General features: G+C 69.2%; 18 protein-coding genes. 6 read left to right on the top strand and 12 right to left on the bottom strand.

What is annotated here, in order from left to right; translation table 11 throughout:
• Positions 1 to 25: 25 nt before the first annotated feature.
• On the top strand, positions 26 to 682 hold the full coding sequence (locus HUN07_RS10600) for a hypothetical protein (protein ID WP_174909590.1): 657 nt from the start codon (positions 26 to 28) through the stop codon (positions 680 to 682).
• A 70-nt stretch (positions 683 to 752) separates the two neighbouring features.
• On the opposite strand, the gene HUN07_RS10595 is transcribed toward HUN07_RS10600, so the two are convergent.
• Positions 753 to 2,378, bottom strand: a complete 1,626-nt coding sequence (locus tag HUN07_RS10595) for an AMP-binding protein (RefSeq protein WP_174909588.1) — start codon at positions 2,376 to 2,378, stop codon at positions 753 to 755.
• Between the two features lie 96 nt (positions 2,379 to 2,474).
• Between HUN07_RS10595 and HUN07_RS10590 the strand changes: the two genes are divergently transcribed.
• Both HUN07_RS10590 and HUN07_RS10585 read left to right on the top strand, forming a co-directional pair.
• Complete coding sequence (locus tag HUN07_RS10590; protein WP_114719581.1) at positions 2,475 to 3,350, top strand: helix-turn-helix transcriptional regulator; 876 nt, start codon at positions 2,475 to 2,477, stop codon at positions 3,348 to 3,350.
• Between the two features lie 73 nt (positions 3,351 to 3,423).
• Positions 3,424 to 4,224 carry a nuclear transport factor 2 family protein gene (locus HUN07_RS10585; RefSeq protein WP_114719580.1) on the top strand — a complete coding sequence of 267 codons (801 nt, stop codon included), beginning with the start codon at positions 3,424 to 3,426 and terminating at the stop codon, positions 4,222 to 4,224.
• A gap of 11 nt (positions 4,225 to 4,235) precedes the next feature.
• On the opposite strand, the gene HUN07_RS10580 is transcribed toward HUN07_RS10585, so the two are convergent.
• The 4 genes from HUN07_RS10580 to dxr all read right to left on the bottom strand — a co-directional run bounded on the left by HUN07_RS10580 (position 4,236) and on the right by dxr (position 8,823).
• Positions 4,236 to 5,072, bottom strand: coding sequence for a GNAT family N-acetyltransferase (locus HUN07_RS10580; RefSeq protein ID WP_114719578.1), 837 nt, complete (start codon positions 5,070 to 5,072; stop codon positions 4,236 to 4,238).
• A gap of 123 nt (positions 5,073 to 5,195) precedes the next feature.
• Entirely contained in the window at positions 5,196 to 6,350 is a 1,155-nt protein-coding gene (ispG, locus tag HUN07_RS10575) for a flavodoxin-dependent (E)-4-hydroxy-3-methylbut-2-enyl-diphosphate synthase (RefSeq protein WP_174909586.1), read from the bottom strand.
• Between the two features lie 79 nt (positions 6,351 to 6,429).
• Positions 6,430 to 7,659: a M50 family metallopeptidase gene (locus tag HUN07_RS10570; protein WP_114719574.1), complete on the bottom strand. Its 1,230-nt coding sequence runs from the start codon at positions 7,657 to 7,659 to the stop codon at positions 6,430 to 6,432.
• A 6-nt stretch (positions 7,660 to 7,665) separates the two neighbouring features.
• A complete protein-coding gene (dxr, locus tag HUN07_RS10565; protein WP_114719572.1) occupies positions 7,666 to 8,823 on the bottom strand; it encodes a 1-deoxy-D-xylulose-5-phosphate reductoisomerase in 1,158 nt (385 codons plus the stop codon).
• A 149-nt stretch (positions 8,824 to 8,972) separates the two neighbouring features.
• Between dxr and HUN07_RS10560 the strand changes: the two genes are divergently transcribed.
• Positions 8,973 to 9,242: a DUF2631 domain-containing protein gene (locus tag HUN07_RS10560; protein WP_114719570.1), complete on the top strand. Its 270-nt coding sequence runs from the start codon at positions 8,973 to 8,975 to the stop codon at positions 9,240 to 9,242.
• A 77-nt stretch (positions 9,243 to 9,319) separates the two neighbouring features.
• On the opposite strand, the gene rlmN is transcribed toward HUN07_RS10560, so the two are convergent.
• Positions 9,320 to 10,432, bottom strand: a complete 1,113-nt coding sequence (gene rlmN / locus HUN07_RS10555) for a 23S rRNA (adenine(2503)-C(2))-methyltransferase RlmN (protein WP_114719996.1) — start codon at positions 10,430 to 10,432, stop codon at positions 9,320 to 9,322.
• A gap of 80 nt (positions 10,433 to 10,512) precedes the next feature.
• On the opposite strand from rlmN, the gene HUN07_RS10550 reads away from it, so the two are divergent.
• Together HUN07_RS10550 and HUN07_RS10545 are read left to right on the top strand one after the other, a co-directional pair.
• Positions 10,513 to 10,914: a LapA family protein gene (locus tag HUN07_RS10550; RefSeq protein ID WP_174909584.1), complete on the top strand. Its 402-nt coding sequence runs from the start codon at positions 10,513 to 10,515 to the stop codon at positions 10,912 to 10,914.
• A 71-nt stretch (positions 10,915 to 10,985) separates the two neighbouring features.
• Positions 10,986 to 11,825 carry an HpcH/HpaI aldolase/citrate lyase family protein gene (locus HUN07_RS10545; protein WP_174909582.1) on the top strand — a complete coding sequence of 280 codons (840 nt, stop codon included), beginning with the start codon at positions 10,986 to 10,988 and terminating at the stop codon, positions 11,823 to 11,825.
• 3 nt (positions 11,826 to 11,828) lie between these two features.
• On the opposite strand, the gene HUN07_RS10540 is transcribed toward HUN07_RS10545, so the two are convergent.
• The 6 genes from HUN07_RS10540 to tsf all read right to left on the bottom strand — a co-directional run bounded on the left by HUN07_RS10540 (position 11,829) and on the right by tsf (position 17,229).
• Positions 11,829 to 13,118, bottom strand: a complete 1,290-nt coding sequence (locus tag HUN07_RS10540; protein ID WP_174909580.1) for an alpha/beta fold hydrolase — start codon at positions 13,116 to 13,118, stop codon at positions 11,829 to 11,831.
• Positions 13,119 to 13,168: 50 nt separating this feature from the next.
• Entirely contained in the window at positions 13,169 to 13,912 is a 744-nt protein-coding gene (locus HUN07_RS10535) for a class I SAM-dependent methyltransferase (protein WP_174909578.1), read from the bottom strand.
• Complete coding sequence (locus tag HUN07_RS10530; RefSeq protein WP_174909576.1) at positions 13,909 to 14,769, bottom strand: phosphatidate cytidylyltransferase; 861 nt, start codon at positions 14,767 to 14,769, stop codon at positions 13,909 to 13,911. The genes HUN07_RS10535 and HUN07_RS10530 overlap by 4 nt, the downstream gene beginning before the upstream one ends.
• 2 nt (positions 14,770 to 14,771) lie before the next feature.
• Positions 14,772 to 15,329 (bottom strand): ribosome recycling factor, encoded by a 558-nt coding sequence (gene frr, locus HUN07_RS10525; RefSeq protein ID WP_114719560.1) that lies wholly within the window; start codon positions 15,327 to 15,329, stop codon positions 14,772 to 14,774.
• A 67-nt stretch (positions 15,330 to 15,396) separates the two neighbouring features.
• Positions 15,397 to 16,125: a UMP kinase gene (pyrH, locus tag HUN07_RS10520; protein ID WP_114719558.1), complete on the bottom strand. Its 729-nt coding sequence runs from the start codon at positions 16,123 to 16,125 to the stop codon at positions 15,397 to 15,399.
• 279 nt (positions 16,126 to 16,404) lie between these two features.
• The gene (gene tsf, locus HUN07_RS10515; RefSeq protein ID WP_114719556.1) at positions 16,405 to 17,229 is read right to left on the bottom strand and encodes a translation elongation factor Ts; all 825 of its coding nucleotides are present in this window, start codon (positions 17,227 to 17,229) and stop codon (positions 16,405 to 16,407) included.
• Between the last annotated feature and the right edge of the window lie 27 nt (positions 17,230 to 17,256).

The raw sequence follows: 17,256 nt of genomic DNA, 5'->3' as shown, positions 1-17,256 counted from the left end.
CAGGCCGATGTCGCACAATCACTTCATGCCCGGTTCCCTCGGATGGGTCGGCGATCCGTCACCCGACGCCGCGACGTGGCTCGCGCCCTACCGCTACCCGGACGCCGGACCGGCGAGCGGGTGGGCGGCCGATAGATTCCCCTATGTCCTGCGGATCCTGCACCCCGCTCACCTGGGCCCGGACGGGGAGGCGCAACCGGCCACCTGGGCCGAGATTGCCGAGGCGCGAAATGTGCGCCTCGAGCCTGGCATGGCCTTCCCGGAACTCAGCGGATTCGACGATCCGTGCGCGACCGTCGACGGACTGTTCGACGCGACACCCGAGATGGGCTCCCTGCCGGCCGGACTGCTCGACGCGGTGTACTCGCACTTCGACGACGCGGCTCACGGCCTGTTCTGGGACGGGTGGAACGGTTTGCTCGACCACCCGATCCGCCAGTGTGCCCGGGTGCGGGAGGACCCGACCGGGCCGTCGTATCAGGTGGTGCGGGCCACCCGGTCCGTCGAGGCGGGTGCCGTCCGACTACGCACGCCGAACTTCTGGTGGCCGACAGACCACTCGTGGTGTGCCGCCACCGGAATCGACGACATGCACACCCTCGTCGTCGCCGCAGATCTCGAGAGGCTCGCAGCAGCGCATGCCGATCCGCGACTGGAGACCCTGCTGCACCGACAAGCCTGAGCGCCCACTCCTCGCCTGATCTCGCGGGCTTCCGCGGAAAGAGACAAGGAATGGGCGCTCAGGCCGAACGTCACTGACCCTGGCGCAGGATGTAGCGCTGGACCTTGCCACTGGGGGTCTTGGGCAGCTGCGGGACGAAGTGCACGGTCCGCGGGTAGGCGTGGGCGGCGAACTTCTTCTTCACCAGATGCTGCAGGTCCTTCTCCAGCTCGTCGGTGCCCTCGATGCCGGAGCGCAGCACCACGAACGCCTCGAGCACCTCGCCGCGCAGCTGGTCCGGCATCCCGACGACCGCGGCCTCGACGACGTCGTCGTGCATCACCAGCACACTCTCGACGTCGAACGGGCCGATGCGGTAGCCGGCCATGATGATCACGTCGTCGTCGCGGGAGGAGAAGAAGAACCGGCCCTGCTCGTCGACCTGCCCCGCGTCGCCGGTGATGTACCAGCGGCCGTCGGGCGTGAAGCGGGCCGCGGTCTTCTCGGGGGCGTCGCTGTAACCGGTGAACCACATGAGCGGGCTGCCCTGCGTGTCGATCACGACGCGGCCGGGGGTGTTCGGCGGCGCGAGCTCGTCGGCGTCGTCGGCCAGCACGGCACATGCCCAGCCGGGCAGCGGGCGGCCCATCGACCCGGCGACGACGTCCTCGCGCAGGCCGTCGGCCCAGGCGTTGATGATGAACATGCCGTGCTCGGTCTGCCCGTAGTGGTCGCGGACGGTGACGCCGAGCTCGGCCTCCGACCACGCGATGACGTCGGGGGTGAGCGGCTCGCCCGCGGAGGAGGCGCGGCGCAGCGTCACCGACTCGGGCACCGGGGTCTCGTCGGCGCGCAGGCTGCGGTAGACGGTGGGCGCGGCCGCGAAGTTGGTGACCCCGAACCGCTCCATCACCTGCCACGTGAGCGGCGCCGAGAACCCGGCGTGCAGCAGGATGCTGCGGACGCCGGCCGCCATCGGACCGAGCAGCGCGTAGTACAGCCCGTACGCCCAGCCCGGATCCGCGGCGTTCCAGAACACGTCGTCCTCGCGGACGTCGAGTCCGAACTCCATGTACGACTGGAACGACGCGAGCGCGCGGATCGGCACCGGGACACCCTTCGGGGTGCCGGTGGTGCCGCTGGTGAACAGCCGGACCATCGGGGCATCGCCACCCATGGTGACCGCGGCGCCGCGCGGGTCGTCCGCCGCATGCCCCTGCACCAGGGCATCGAACGACAGCGCGCCGGATGCGGCTCCACCGGCCACGACGACGCGCCACGCTGCGTCGGCCGGCATGTCCTCGCCCGGCGCCAGCTTGTCGAGCTGGTTGGCATCGGCGATCACGACACGCGCACCACTCGCCTCGAGCCGGAACGCGATCGCCGGCGTTGCGAACGCAGTGAACAGCGGGACGTGGACCGCGCCGCGACGCCAGATCCCCAGCAGCGCCACCACGAGGTCGGCCGACTTGCCCATCAGGGTCGCGACACAGTCCCCCGGCTCGACGCCCAGGTCCGCCAGCGCGGCCGCGAAGCGGGTGGACTGCTCCCGCAGCCACCCGTACGTTAGATCGGTCGACGACAGGTCACTCTCGACAACGGTGAACGCGACCGCATCGGCCGGGTGCCGATCGCACAGCAACTCCGCGGCACAAGCCTGCGGGGTGTCGTACCGGTCCGCGAGCTCGCGAAGGCGGGTGGTCGGGTCGACGGTCATCGTCACTCCTCGTCGTCGGGGCCCCGTCGCCGCGGGGCCGTCGTGCCACCTATGATCCGTGTCACAGCATCGACCGGCTACCCCCGGAAAGGGGTGATGAGGGTGCCCACCCACACCACGGCCCTGCTGCGTCCGCGTGACCGCGACGCACTGCGCACCGAACTACGAAAAGTGGCCGCGACCGGCATCGTTCCGGTCGTGTTCGGCGGGGAGGTCTACGACGGCACCCTGCACCTGGGCGAGTTCGTCGGCACCCACACCGACGGCCTGCGCGGCCTGGCCGTCTCCGAGAGATCCGGCCTGGGCGGACACGTCGTCGCGCGCCGCAACCCCGCGGCGGTGCACGACTACGGGCGGGCCCGCACCATCACCCACCACTACGACGGCCCGGTCCTCGCGGAGGGACTCTGCTCGGTACTGGCGGTGCCGGTGGTCGTTCGCGGGAACTCCCGCGCAGTCATGTACGCCGCGATCCGCGAGCGTGTGCAACTGGGTGACCGCATCGCCGACGTCATGATGCAGGCCGGTCGCCGCCTCGCGAACGAGATCGCGATCCGCGACGAGGTGGACCGGCGGGTCCAACTGCTCGACGCGGCGGCCGCCGAGCGCACCGCCCCGAATGGCGCCGACACCGAGGAGATCCGGGACGTCCACGCCGAACTCCGCAGCCTCGCGCACACCGTCGACGACCCCGCGCTGCAGGAACGGCTGCGCCACCTGTCGAGCCGACTCGCCGGCGTGGGATCGACCCCGGAACCCGATCGCGGCGCCCTCGCCGTCACTCTGTCACCGCGCGAAGTCGACGTCCTCAGTCACGCTGCCCTCGGCTGCTCGAATGCCGTTATCGCCGAGCGCCTTTCAGTCAAGGCCGAGACCGTGAAAAGTTACCTGCGCAGCGCCATGAGCAAGCTCGATGCGCACTCGCGGCGCGAGGCCGTCGTCGCGGCACGGCGGCTGGGCCTGCTCCCGTAAGACCCGAAGCCCGCGTCCGGACGTGTCCCCGTTTTCTGGAACACGTTCCACCCTCTGTGCGATACTCGCGACCATGTCAGCGACACCGGCCGGGCCCACCACGATCACGCGAACGGCAACCCCAGAGGACCTGCTCGAGTTGGCGCGGCAGTCCCCCGCCGCCGTCGCCGTGCACGACAAGAAGGCCTGGCTGGGGCTGTTCGCCGACCGTCACGTCGTCGAGGACCCGGTGGGCGGACGCCCCGTCCTCGGTGGTCTCTACGACCGCCGCAGCCATGTCCGCGGCGGCGAGCCCCTCGCCCGTTTCTGGGACACCTTCATCGCGCCCAACGACATCCGGTTCCACGTCGAGAACGTCGACATCGTCAGCGGACTGGACGTCGTCCGCGACGTCACGATCGAAACCCGACTTGGCGGCGGCGTCGTCGCGAAGGCCCCGATGCACCTGCTGTACGAGACGACGCTCGACGACGGCGCGCCGCGCATCCGCCGGATCGCGGCGCACTGGGAGGTCGCGCCGATGTTCGCTCAGGTCGCGGGCATCGACCGCGCGAAACTCGGTGTCGCGGCGGCGATGAGCGCGCGCATGCTCCGCCTGCAGGGCCTCGGTGGCTCGCTCGCGTTCGGACTCGCGGTGCGCAGCGTCGGCGAGAGGGGGAAGCAGGCGGTTCGCCGACTGGTCGAATCCGCGCAGCGCGGCGACCGGACCGCACTCGATCTTCTCGGTGGCCGAGCCGTCGCGGACGTCACGAAGCTCATTGCCGCGGGCGACGCCGTCACGGCGACGTGCACCGTCGACGGCGCGCACGCGGTGCTGTTCTGCTACCTCGACCGAAAGACGATGCAGGTCACGAGAGCCGTCGTGTACGCGTAGCCGGCGAACGATCAGTCGAGCAGCACCGTCGCGAAGGTGGCGACCTGTGTGAACCCGACCGTCGCGTACGTTCGGCGTGCGCGCTCGTTGTAGCTGTTGACGTACAGGCTCGCGATGCGTCCCCGCGCGGTGACCGCACCGGCGACGGCCGCGGTGCCGGTCGCTCCCAGGCCCTCGCCGCGCCGCGCGGGATCGACCCACACACCCTGGATCTGGCCGACGGTGGCCGACATCGACCCGACCTCCGCCTTGTAGACCACTTCCCCGTCCTCGAACCGGGCCCAGGCCCGCCCCGAGGCGATCAGGTTCGCGACCCGACGTCGGTAGCTCCGCCCGCCGTCGCTGGCCCGCGGATCGATCCCGACCTCCTCGATGAACATCGAGACCGCGGCGGGCAGATACGACTCGATCTCGTCCATCCGCACCTGCCGCACCAGCGGATCGGGGCGCACAAGCGGCTCGTCGCGGAGTGCGAGCAGCGGCTGCTCGGATCGCAGCTCGCGCGGCGGGCCCCAGTCGGATTCCAGCAACTCCCACAGCGGAAGCGCCAACTCGGCCCGTCCGACCAGCGACGAACACATCCGCGGAAACCGACTGGCCCGGTCGGCGAACGACCGGAGGTCGTCCAGCTCCCCCAGCAGCGGAACCAGATTCGCGCCCGCGAAACACAGCGACTCCGCCGGGCCCCCGCGGCTCCACATCTCACCCTGCAGTGCACGGGGGTCGAGCCCCGAATGCTGCACCCTGGCCGCGACCATGCATGCCGCGACGGGGTCCGATTCGAGCACACGCAGCACCTCGGCGGTGTCCCGACCGCCCAGTTGCCTCGCCCCGAGGAGCTTGAGCACTGACGCACCCCCTTCGTCACACGTCTCTGTGAGACCGCTCGGCGTGATGTCTGTCAGCGTCGGGCTGTCAGTGCCGGATCTGGGGACCACATTGCCATGAAGGTGCGTCGAGGTGGGCCGATTTCAGCTCACGGTGACCACCGGCGCGCCGCTCGTCTCGCCGCCTTCCATCTCCTCCGCGATTCGCATCGCCTCTTCGATGAGGGTCTCCACGATCTGGGCCTCGGGGACGGTCTTGATGACCTTGCCCTTGACGAAGATCTGGCCCTTGCCGTTGCCGGACGCGACACCGAGATCGGCCTCGCGGGCCTCGCCCGGGCCGTTGACGACGCAACCCATCACCGCGACCCGCAGCGGGACCTCCATGCCCTCGAGCCCGGCGGTCACCTGGTTGGCGAGCGTGTACACGTCGACCTGCGCGCGACCACACGACGGGCACGAGACGATCTCCAGCTTGCGGGGCCGCAGGTTCAGCGACTGCAGGATCTGCCCGCCGACCTTGATCTCCTCGGCCGGCGGCGCCGACAGCGACACGCGGATGGTGTCGCCGATGCCCTCGGACAGCAGGGCGCCGAAGGCGACGGCCGACTTGATGGTCCCCTGGAACGCCGGACCCGCCTCCGTCACACCGAGGTGCAGCGGGTAGTCGCACTGCGCCGCTAGCTGGCGGTACGCCTCGACCATGACGACCGGGTCGTTGTGCTTGACCGAGATCTTGATGTCGCCGAAGCCGTGCTCCTCGAACAGGCCCGCCTCCCACAGCGCCGACTCGACGAGCGCCTCCGGGGTGGCCTTGCCGTACTTCTGCATCAGACGCGGGTCCAGCGAGCCGGCGTTGACGCCGATCCGGATGGGGATCCCGGCGTCACCGGCCGCCTTCGCGACCTCCTTGACGCGGCCGTCGAATTCCTTGATGTTGCCGGGGTTGACGCGGACCGCGGCGCAGCCGGCGTCGAGCGCGGCGAAGATGTAGCGCGGCTGGAAGTGGATGTCCGCGATCACCGGGATCTGGCTCTTCTTCGCGATCGTCGCGAGCGCGTCGGCGTCCTCCTGCCGCGGGCACGCGACGCGAACGATGTCGCAGCCCGACGCCGTAAGCTCGGCGATCTGCTGCAGGGTCGCGTTGACGTCGTGGGTCTTGGTGGTGCACATCGACTGCACCGAGACCGGGTAGTCGCTGCCGACGCCGACGTTGCCGACCATCAGCTGACGGGTCTTGCGTCGCGGTGCGAGGACCGCAGGAATATCGGGCATGCCCAAACCGACGGGGCTGGTCACGTTTCGCCTTCTTTCGTTGGTACGGGGCAAGTCTATCGTTCGGGAGTTTCCACGGTCCGGCTCGAAGCGAGCGCCGAGATCACGGGAACAACTGGATCGGGTTGACGATGTCGGCGGTCAGGGTGAGCAGCATGTAGGCGCCGCCGATCACCACCACCACGTATGTGATCGGCATCAGCTTCATGTAGTCGACCGGCCCGCCGTCCGGCTTGCCGCGCAGGTTCCGGAAGAAGTTCCGGACGCGCTCGTAGATCGTCACGGCGATGTGCCCGCCGTCGAGCGGCAACAGCGGCAGCAGGTTGAAGATGCCGAGGAAGAAGTTCAGCGTGGCGAGCAGCCCGACGAAGACCTCCCACAAACCACGCTCGGCGACCTGTCCGCCGATGACCGAGGCGCCGACGACGCTGATCGGGGTGTCGAGCGCTCGCTCGCCACCGGTCACCGCCGTCCACAGATCCACGACCTTCGCCGGCATCTGGGTCAGCGCGTGCGCGGTCTGCACGAAGATGTCACCGGTGTAGGCGAACGACGCGGGAACGGCCGCGAGCGCCGAGTACTGCACGACGCCCGGGGGCGCCTGGATGCCGATCGCTCCGACGTCCTGCGAGACCGGGGGCTGCGGGTTCTGCTCGGTGGAGTCCGGGTTGTTGACGTACCGCTGCGCCTGCTGCACCTGGACCGGGATGACGAGCGTCTGCCCGTCGCGTTCGACGGTGAAGTCCGCCGTCCCGGTCAACGGCTGCGTCTTCTTCACGAGGTCACCGAAGGTCGGGGTGGGTTCACCGTTGACCGCGGTGATCAGGTCACCGGCACGGATACCGGCCGCCTCGGCAGGACCGACACCCGAGCACTCCGCGAGCGCGAAGTCCGGGCCGGCACTCTGCGTCGGCGACACGCACACGGTGCCCTCGACGACCGCGCGGTCCTCCGAATTCGGCAGGCCCCAGCCGACCGCGAGGATGAACACCAGCACGAGTCCGAGCAGGAAGTTCATCGCGATGCCGCCGGACATCACGACGATCCGCTTCCACGCCTTCTGCTTGTACATCGCGCGGTCGACCTCGTCGGGCGCAAGTTCGTCGACCGCCGTCATGCCGGCGATGTCGCAGAACCCGCCCGCGGGGATCGCCTTGAGTCCGTACTCGGTCTCGCCGCGGCGGAACGAGAAGATCTTGGGGCCGAAGCCGATGTAGTAGCGCCGGACCTTCATGCCGAGGGCCTTGGCGGTCCACATGTGCCCGGCCTCGTGCAGCGCGATGGACGCGCCGATACCGAGGGCGAACAGCACCACACCGAATGCGAAGACCATGCGGTTCTAGCCCTCCTGTTTCACGAGCTCGCGTGCCCGTGCACGGGCCCACCCGTCGGCGGCGAGCACGTCGTCAACCGTAGCGGGAGGCGCGGCCCATTCGCCGCCGGCCGCGAGAACCCGCTCGACCGTCCGCACGATTCGGGGGAACCGGAGCGTGCCGTCGAGGAACGCCTCGGCCGCGATCTCGTTCGCCGCGTTGTAGACGGCCGTCATGCAGCCACCGGCCTTGCCGGCGTGGCGCGCCAAGTCGATCGCCGGGAACACCACCGAATCCACGGGTTCGAACGTCCACGTCGAGGCGGTGGAGAAGTCGCATGCCGCGGCCGCACCCGGCACCCGGTCCGGCCAGCCGAGGGCCAACGCGATGGGCAGCTTCATGTCGGGCGGGCTGGCCTGCGCGAGGGTCGAGCCGTCGGTGAACGTCACCATCGAATGCACGATCGACTGGGGGTGCACCGTGACGTCGATGCGGTCGTAGTCGATGCCGAACAGCAGGTGCGTCTCGATCAGCTCGAGCCCCTTGTTCACGAGCGACGCCGAGTTGAGGGTGTTCATCGGGCCCATCGACCACGTCGGGTGCGCGCCGGCCTGCTCGGGTGTGACGTCCTCGAGCGCCGCGGCCGTCCACCCGCGGAAGGGTCCACCCGACGCCGTGAGGATCAGCCGGTCCACTTCCTCGGCGCGGCCGCCACGCAGGCACTGCGCGAGCGCGGAGTGCTCGGAATCGACCGGAACGATCTGGCCGGGTGCGGCGGCCGCGGTGACCAGCGGACCACCCGCCACGAGGGACTCCTTGTTGGCCAGCGCCAGACGCGCGCCGGACGCGAGTGCCGCCAGGGTCGGTTCGAGGCCGAGCGACCCGACGAGCGCGTTGAGCACGACGTCGGCCTCGGTCCCCTTCACCAGTTCGGTGACCGCGTCGGGACCCGACAGCACACCGGGCAGGTCCAGCCGGGCCGCCGCGGCGGGATCGGCGACCGCCACCCGGCTCACGCCGGTCTCGCGGATCTGGCGGGCGAGCAGGTCGATGTTCCCGCCACCCGCCGCGAGCCCGACCACCTGGAACTTGTCGGGGTTGGCGGCGATGACCTCGAGGGCCTGGGTGCCGATGGAACCGGTGCTGCCCAGCAGCAGGACGCGAGTCGGTTGGGTGTCAGCCACGGATCCATTGTTCCTGACGGATGCTGAGAGAATCACACAGGATTGATCTCGGCCGCGGCAACACGGTCGGGACCCCACTTCGTACGACGCACGGTCGTATGTCACGATATGCGGCGATAGCGCATTCGTATGATCAGGAGGATCGAGCCGTGGCCGGTACCCAGTTGGACCCCACTTCCAACGACCCCGTCGTCGCCGCGCACGTCGACACCGCCGAGGTGCCCTCGGCCGCATGGGGCTGGAGTGGCGAGGCTCCGCGAACGTTCCGTTTCGCCGGCTGGTTCTTCGCCGCGTTCCTGCTGCTGATGATGATCGGTAACCACAGCGGCAAGGTCGAGGACCTTTTCCTCATCGGCTTCGCCGGTGCGATCGTCTTCGTCCTCGTTCGCGACATGGTCGTGCGCCGCAAGCCGCGGTAGGCGACGCCGCCGCAGCACCGAAGACAACGAAGAAGGACCCCGCACTCTCGGTGCGGGGTCCTTCTTCGTCGAACGGCCTAGTTCTCGGCGGCCAACTGACCGCACGCGGCGGCGATCTCCTGACCGCGCGTGTCGCGGACGGTGCAGGAGACGCCCTGCGCCTGCACGCGGCGGACGAACTCCCGCTCCACCGGCTTGGGGCTGGCATCCCACTCGCTGCCGGGCGTCGGATTGAGCGGGATCAGGTTGACGTGCACCAGCGGGCCGAGCGCCTTGTGCAGCTTCTTGCCGAGCATGTCCGCGCGCCACGGCTGATCGTTGACGTCCCGGATCAGTGCGTACTCGATCGACACCCGCCGGCCCGACTTGTCGGCGTAGTAGCGCGCCGCATCGAGGACCTCGGCCACCGGCCAGCGGTTGTTGACCGGCACGAGGGTGTCGCGCAGCTCGTCGTCGGGCGTGTGCAGCGAGACCGCGAGACGCACCGACATGTCCTCGTCGGCGAGCTTGCGGATCGCCGGGGCCAGCCCGACCGTCGAGACGGTGACGGAGCGCTGCGAGATGCCCAGGCCGTCCGGTGCGGGCGACGTGATCCGACGGACCGCGGCCACCACACGCTTGTAGTTGGCCAGCGGCTCCCCCATACCCATGAACACGATGTTCGACAGGCGACCCGGACCGCCCTCGACGTCGCCGTCCCGCAAGGCCGCCGCGGCGGCGCGAACCTGGTCGACGATCTCGGCGGTGGACAGATTCCGCTGCAGGCCGCCCTGCCCCGTCGCGCAGAACGGGCAGGCCATGCCGCAGCCCGCCTGGCTGGAGATGCACAGCGTCGCCCGGTCCGGGTAGCGCATGAGCACGCTCTCGAGCAGCGTGCCGTCGTTCGCCTTCCACAGCGTCTTGCGGGTCTGCCCGGCATCGCACGCGACGTGCTTGACGGCCGTCAGCAGCTGCGGGAACAGCGCCGCGCCCACCTTCTCGCGCATTCCCGCGGGCAGGTCGGTCATCTTCTCCGAGTCGGCCTCGAGCCGGCCGTAGTACTGACGGGCCAGCTGGTCGGCACGGAAACCGGGAAGACCCAACTCCTTGACCGCCGCCTTGCGCTCGTCGGCGTCGAGGTCGGCGAGGTGTCGCGGCGGCATCCCGCGGCGCGGCGCATTGAAGACGAGAGGAACAGGAGTGGCAGTCATAATGTCGCCCATTCTCCCATTACCCGGCCTCCACGTCCGATGCGCGTGCGCAACGCCATACTGTGGGTGATGATCGACACATGACCGATGTACCGAGCGAGGACCCCGGCAGGGCTCACGAGACGGTCCACGACGAGCCGGCCGCCACACCGTCAGCGAAGGGCCGGCACGAGGCCGCCGCGCCGGCCCCGACCCACGACGCCGCCAAGATCGCGCGTACCCGGGCCGCCTCCACCTGGACCGGACTGGTCATTGGCATCGTCGTCGCGATCCTGCTGCTGATCTTCATCCTGCAGAACCTCGATTCCGTGACGTTCCAGCTGTTCGGATGGCAGTTCACGCTTCCGGCGGGCATCAGCCTGCTGCTGGCCGCCATCGCGGGCGCGTTGATCATGGCGCTCGCGGGCGGCGTGCGGATCATCCAGATACGCCGGGTCGCGAAGCGCGCGGGTGCCGTGACCGACCACACGTCGCCGGAGTAGCTGCAGCGACGCTTCGGGGGCACGATGGGAGCCATGACAGGAGCACGGTCTTTCACCCGAGGAGTCGATCCGTGACGACCCGCACGCAGCAATCCGAGCGACACACCGTCCGCCCCGACCTCGCCCGCTCCTGGCTCCTGACCGCGGCCACGAAACCGGACGGCTTCACTCGTCCCGAACACGTCGACGCGATCATCCTCGACCTCGAGGACGCCGTCACCCCCGACCGCAAGCCCGAGGCGCGCGACGCCGTCACCGCGTGGCTGTCCGGTCGCGGCGAAGCGTGGGTGCGAATCAACGACGCCACCACCCCGTACTGGGAGCAGGACCTGCGGGCCCTCACCGGGCTCCCGGGCCTGCAGGGTGTGATGCTCGCCAAGACGGAGAGCGGCGGACAGGTCGATGCGACCAGCGAACTGCTGCCGGACACCCCGGTCCTGGCACTGATCGAATCCGCGGTCGGGCTCGAGGCGGCACCCGAGATCGCCCGCGCGGACGGCACGTTCCGGCTCGCGTTCGGCAGCGGCGACTTCCGCCGGGACACCGGGATGAGCGACGACGTCACGGCGATGGCCTACCCGCGCTCACGGCTGGTGATCGCGAGCCGGGCCGCACGACTGGCCGGGGGCCCGATCGACGGCCCCACCGTGTCCGCGAACGAGACCATCCTGCAACGGGACTGCGAGGCGACGGTGTCGCTCGGGCTCACCGGCAAACTGTGTCTGCACCCGGATCAGGCGTCGGCTGTCAACCGCGCGCTGAGCCCGAGCCCGCACGATATCACCTGGGCCCACGACGTGATCTCCGACCTCGGTTCCGACGGCGAGCGGGTACGGGACGGCAGCGACCTGCCCCGACTCGCCAAGGCCAAGAAGATCACCCACCTCGCCGACGTGTTCGGCCTCGACTGACCGTCAGGCGGTGCAGGTGGACTTGGTCGGCGCCCCGGTGAGCCGGTCGGTCATCCAGTCGAGCGCCTGCGGCAGCCCCGAGACCATCGGCAGGCCGTGCCCGACGATGAACCCCGGTGCGATCGGCGGAAACTCGGCTGTCGAGAACTCGACGGTGGCACCGGCTCCACACCAGTCCGTGGCGAGCTGCTGCGCCTGCGGGTACGGGATCACGTCGTCGTTGCGCCCCTGCACGATCAGGACCGGCGCGGTCGGAACCGCGCGGCCGATGCGCTGCTCGTCCACCACCGCGCGCACCGTCGGCAGCGCGTCGATCAGTTCCGCGACCGATCGTCCGTCCCGCGTCCACTCCGACGTCCGGTGCATGCCGTACCGCGCGATCGTCTCGGGGACACACTGGTTCGCGATGTCGTCCAGCGCCTGCCGCCCGGCCGGACTCAGGGCACCGTCGATCTCGGCGCGGGTCTCCGGGTAGCCGGCGTAGATGTTGTTGACGGCGTAGCCGAGAAGACCGGCCGCGAGGCCGCCGTCGAGTGCGGCCGCGACGGCCCGCAGATCGGCCGGGGGGCCGCCGGAGTAGGTTCCGCTGATGTTCAGTTCGGGCGCGTACACGGCCTGCAGTTCGGCCGCGGCCGCCGCCGCTCCCCCGCCCTGCGAGTACCCCCACAGTCCGATCGGGCTGTCCGCGCCGATCCGGGTGCCCGGCAACGCTTTCACCGCGCGGGCCGCATCGAGCACGGCGTGTGCCTCGGCGCGACGGTCGACGTAGCTGTGCATGCCCTCGGTACCGAGGCCCTGATAGTCGGCAACGACGACGTCGATGCCCTGGGAGAGCAGCGCGTGCACCTGCAGCAGTTCGTACTCGACCGCGAAATCGAGCGGCGGGCTGTAATGGATCGCCTCGGCGATGAGCTTCGACGGCGCACACTGGTCGCCCTGCCCTTGCGTCCCGGGCGCGAGGACCACGAGCGGTCGCGCACCCGCACCCACCCACGGCAGGCTCGCGTCGAAGTACGTGGCGGTCGCGGCGGTGGCGTCGCCGTGAGCATCCGTGGTGCGGTACATGATCCGATTCGCACCGGACGGCCACGGCCCCGCCTGGTTCGGAATCGACAGCAGCGGCGCGTACGGATCGGTGCGCAGCACGACACCGGGATCACCGGCCGGGAGCGGCGCCGCGACCTGATAGAAGTCCGCGGGCGCGGGGGCCGCCCCGGCCACCCCGGCGGTCGCTGCCGCGAGCCACACGCCGAGAACCCCTGCTGTCCAACGAGTCCGTCGCGCTGAGAACATGAGGCCCAGCTCACACGACGGCAGCGCCAGTGTCAATACTCCGAGTAACACTAACCAGACGGAAGGATGAGACCGCTCGACACCACCCTCGTGTGGATGCGGTAGCCGACTTCCAGTCCCAGGCCCGGCGTTTCGGCGAACGCACGGGCCGCGGTCCGCGCGGTGAACTCGATGCCCAGCACCGCACGCAACGCGTCCCTGCCCTCGAACTCCCATCGGGTCCGCACCCGACGCATCGCGAAACCCTGTGCGTCGAAGAAGGCCTCGACGGCCACCGGGTCGTAATGCGGAAGGTCCGCGCGCATCCACCCGCCGTACGGGGCGACGGTCGCATCGAGGTCGACGATCGCGAGCACCCCGCCGGGACGGAGCACCCGCATCGCCTCGAGAATGCCTGGACCGCATCCGGGACCGAAGAAGTATGCGGTGCGCGCGTGCACGACATCGACGCTGTCGTCGGGCAGCGGAAGCGCGTCCGCGGATCCTTCGACAACACTGACCGCGGCGTGTCCGGCGGTGCGGCGGCGCGCTGCCGCCACCAGCGGCGGATGCGGCTCGACACCTACCACCGACCGGGCCGTCTCCGCGAACAGGGGCAGGTGGAAACCTGCACCGCAGCCGAGGTCGAGGACGTCGCGGTCGCGCCAGTCCGCGACCTCGGCGAGTACGCCGAACACGACGCCGTCGACGTCCTGGGCACGGTTCTCGACCTCGTAGATGTCGGGCCAGTGCCAGATGTTGGGGCTCGGGATCGTTCCCCGAGCGCTCCCCCGGCCGCGGTCGGCGCGGCTCACACCAGGACGGTGAGAACGAGCCAGGTGACGAAAGCGGACGGCAGCAACGAATCGAGACGATCCATGATGCCGCCGTGCCCGGGCAGCAGGGTGCCCATGTCCTTGATTCCCAGTTCGCGCTTGACCTGGGATTCGATCAGGTCACCGAGCGTCGCGGTGAACACCAGCGCAACGCCCAGGAGGGCGCCGATGAACGGGTTCGCGTCCAGGATGAACGTCACGGTGAGGACGCCACCGATGACGCAGAAAACGAGCGACCCGGCGAAGCCCTCCCAGGACTTCTTGGGGCTGATCGCCGGCACCATCGGATGCTTGCCGAAGAACACGCCCGCGACGTAGCCGCCCACGTCGGAGCACACCACGATGATCATGAGGCAGAGCACCCGGCCTGCGCCGTCGTCCTGCAGCACCATCAGCGTCGCGAAGGACGCCAGCAGCGGAATCCACGCGGCAACGAAGACCGTGATCGCGGTGTCCCGCAGGAAGTTGCGCGGCGTGGCCTTGAGGCCGTGGTCGAACAGGCGCCACACCATGCACACCAGCACCGTGCCGGCGAACGCACCGAGCACCCCCTCGGTCCCGTACGGCCAGCTGAGCCAGATGACGGCCTGACCGCCGAGCAGCAGGGGAATCACCGGGACGCGGATGTCGGCCTCGCCCAGTCGCTTGGCGACCTCCCACGTGGCGATCGCCATCGCCACGGCAACAACACCGATCCACACCAGCGGCGCGAAGGTCAGGATCAAGATCAACGCAACACCGATGCCGCCGCCGACGGCGATCGCGGCAGGCAGGTTGCGTCCAGCTTTGGAGGCCGGGGCGGCGGTCGCCGCGGAGGCGCCGTCAGCTTTCCCCACGGCTAAACCTCCATCAATTCTGCTTCCTTGTGCTTCACCAGGTCGTCGATCTGGCTGACGTAGCGCGCGGTGGTCTTGTCGAGCTCCTTCTCGGCGCGACCGACCTCGTCCTCGCCGGCCTCGCCGTCCTTCTGGATGCGCGACAGCTCGTCCATCGTCTTGCGGCGGACGTTGCGGATCGAGACCTTGGCGTCCTCGCCCTTGCCCTTCGCCTGCTTCACGAACTCGCGACGACGCTCCTCGGTGAGCTGCGGGACCGAGATGCGAATGATGCTGCCGTCGTTGCTGGGGTTGACGCCCAGGTCGGAGTTGCGGATGGCGTTCTCGATCGGTCCGAGCTGCGACGCCTCGTAGGGCTTGATGATGACCATCCGCGCCTCGGGCACGTTGATGCTCGCGAGCTGCGTGATCGGCGTCATGGAACCGTAGTACTCGATGACGATTCGGTTGAACATGCCCGGGTTGGCTCGACCGGTCCGGATGGAGCCGAGGTCGTCCTTCGCAACCGTGATGGCCTTCTCCATCTTCTCCTCGGCCTCGAAGAGAGCTTCATCAATCACGGCTGTTCCTCCGTCTCGTTCGTGTGACGCTCGAATACGTCCCGCATCTTGATCGTGCTGCACGACATCATGACTTGACCAACGTTCCGATCTTCTCACCGGACACCGCGCGCGCGATATTTCCCCGCGTCAACAGGTTGAAGACCATCATCGGCATCTGGTTGTCCATGCAGAGGCTGAAAGCGGTCGCATCGGCGACCTTGAGACCCTTCTCGATCACCTCGCGGTGGGTGACCTCGGAGTACATCGTCGCGTCCGGGTCGAGGCGCGGATCGGCGGAGTACACGCCGTCGACGGCCTTCGCCATGAGCACCACCTCGGCGCCGATCTCGAGGGCGCGCTGCGCTGCCGTCGTGTCGGTCGAGAAGTACGGCATGCCCATGCCTGCACCGAAGATCACCACGCGCCCCTTCTCCAGGTGGCGGCGGGCCCGCAGCGGAAGATACGGCTCGGCGACCTGCCCCATCGTGATGGCGGTCTGCACGCGGGTATCGATGCCCTGCTTCTCCAGGAAGTCCTGCAGCGCAAGGCAGTTCATCACGGTACCGAGCATGCCCATGTAGTCCGAGCGCGCGCGGTCGAGACCTCGCTGCTGCAACTCGGCGCCACGGAAGAAGTTGCCGCCACCGATGACCACCGCGACCTGAACACCCGAGCGCACCACCTCGGCGATCTGCTCGGCGACCGTCGTCACGACGTCCGGATCGAGCCCGACCTTGCCGCCACCGAACATTTCACCGCCGAGCTTGAGGAGCACACGTCGGAATCCTGGACGTTCGTCGGCCGGTGCGGTCATAACTCTCCCTCGGTTCTGCAGGTTGTGCGGTTCTAGAAGTATTGCGGTTCTTCGGCGAGCGGGCCACGAACGGGCCGGGCCAGACGTCGAGGACCCGTCCGGCAGATCCTCCGGAACAGGCTCTACCATCCTGCCTCATCGGCCCGGGATCACCAGCGCTGACCCCACCCACCGCACACGTCGGCCCCGCACGGACCGAATGGGCGGACCGACGATCCGGATGAACCGGATCGACGACTGCACCCACCCGGCCGGCGGGGCCGATGTGTGGAAGTGCGACTAGCTGGCGCCGACCTCGAACCGCGCGAAGCGGGTGATCGTGACGCCGGCCTCGTCCAGGATGGCCTTGACGGTCTTCTTGGAGTCGGTGACCGAGGACTGCTCGGTCAGGACGACGTCCTTGTAGTAGCCGTTGACGCGACCCTCGACGATCTTGGGGAGCGCAGCCTCGGGCTTGCCCTCCTCCTTGGCCGTCTGCTCGGCGATACGACGCTCGGCCTCGACGATGTCCGCGGGGACCTCGTCGCGAGTGACGTACTTGGCCTTGAGCGCAGCGACCTGCATCGCGGCGGCGCGAGCGGCCTCAGCGGCAGCATCGCCCTCACCGGTGTACTCGACGAGCACGCCGACGCCCGGGGGCAGATCGGAGGCGCGCTTGTGCAGGTAGGTCGCGACCGGGCCGTCGAAGGAGACGACACGACGCAGCTCGAGCTTCTCGCCGATCTTGGCGGAGAGCTCCTGGACCAGGGCGTCGACGGTCTTGCCGTCGACCGCGAGGGCCTTGAGGGCCTCCAGGTCGGCCGGCTTGCCGGCGGCAGCCACGGCGACGACCTTGTCGGCCAGCTCCTGGAACTCGGCGTTCTTGGCGACGAAGTCGGTCTCGGCGTTGATCTCGATCATGACGCCGTCCTTGGCCGCGACCAGGCCCTCGGCCGTGGTGCGCTCGGCGCGCTTGCCCACGTCCTTGGCACCCTTGATGCGGAGCAGCTCGACAGCCTTGTCGAAGTCGCCGTCCGTCTCAGCGAGCGCGTTCTTGCAGTCCATCATTCCGGAGCCGGTGAGCTCGCGGAGCCGCTTGACGTCAGCGGCGGTGTAATTCGCCATCGGGGGCAATCCTCCTCGGATGAGTTT

The sequence above is a fragment of the Rhodococcus sp. W8901 genome, from assembly GCF_013348805.1.
In the GTDB taxonomy this organism is placed as follows: Bacteria; Actinomycetota; Actinomycetes; order Mycobacteriales; family Mycobacteriaceae; genus Prescottella.
This window is presented reverse-complemented; position numbering and strand designations above follow the sequence as displayed.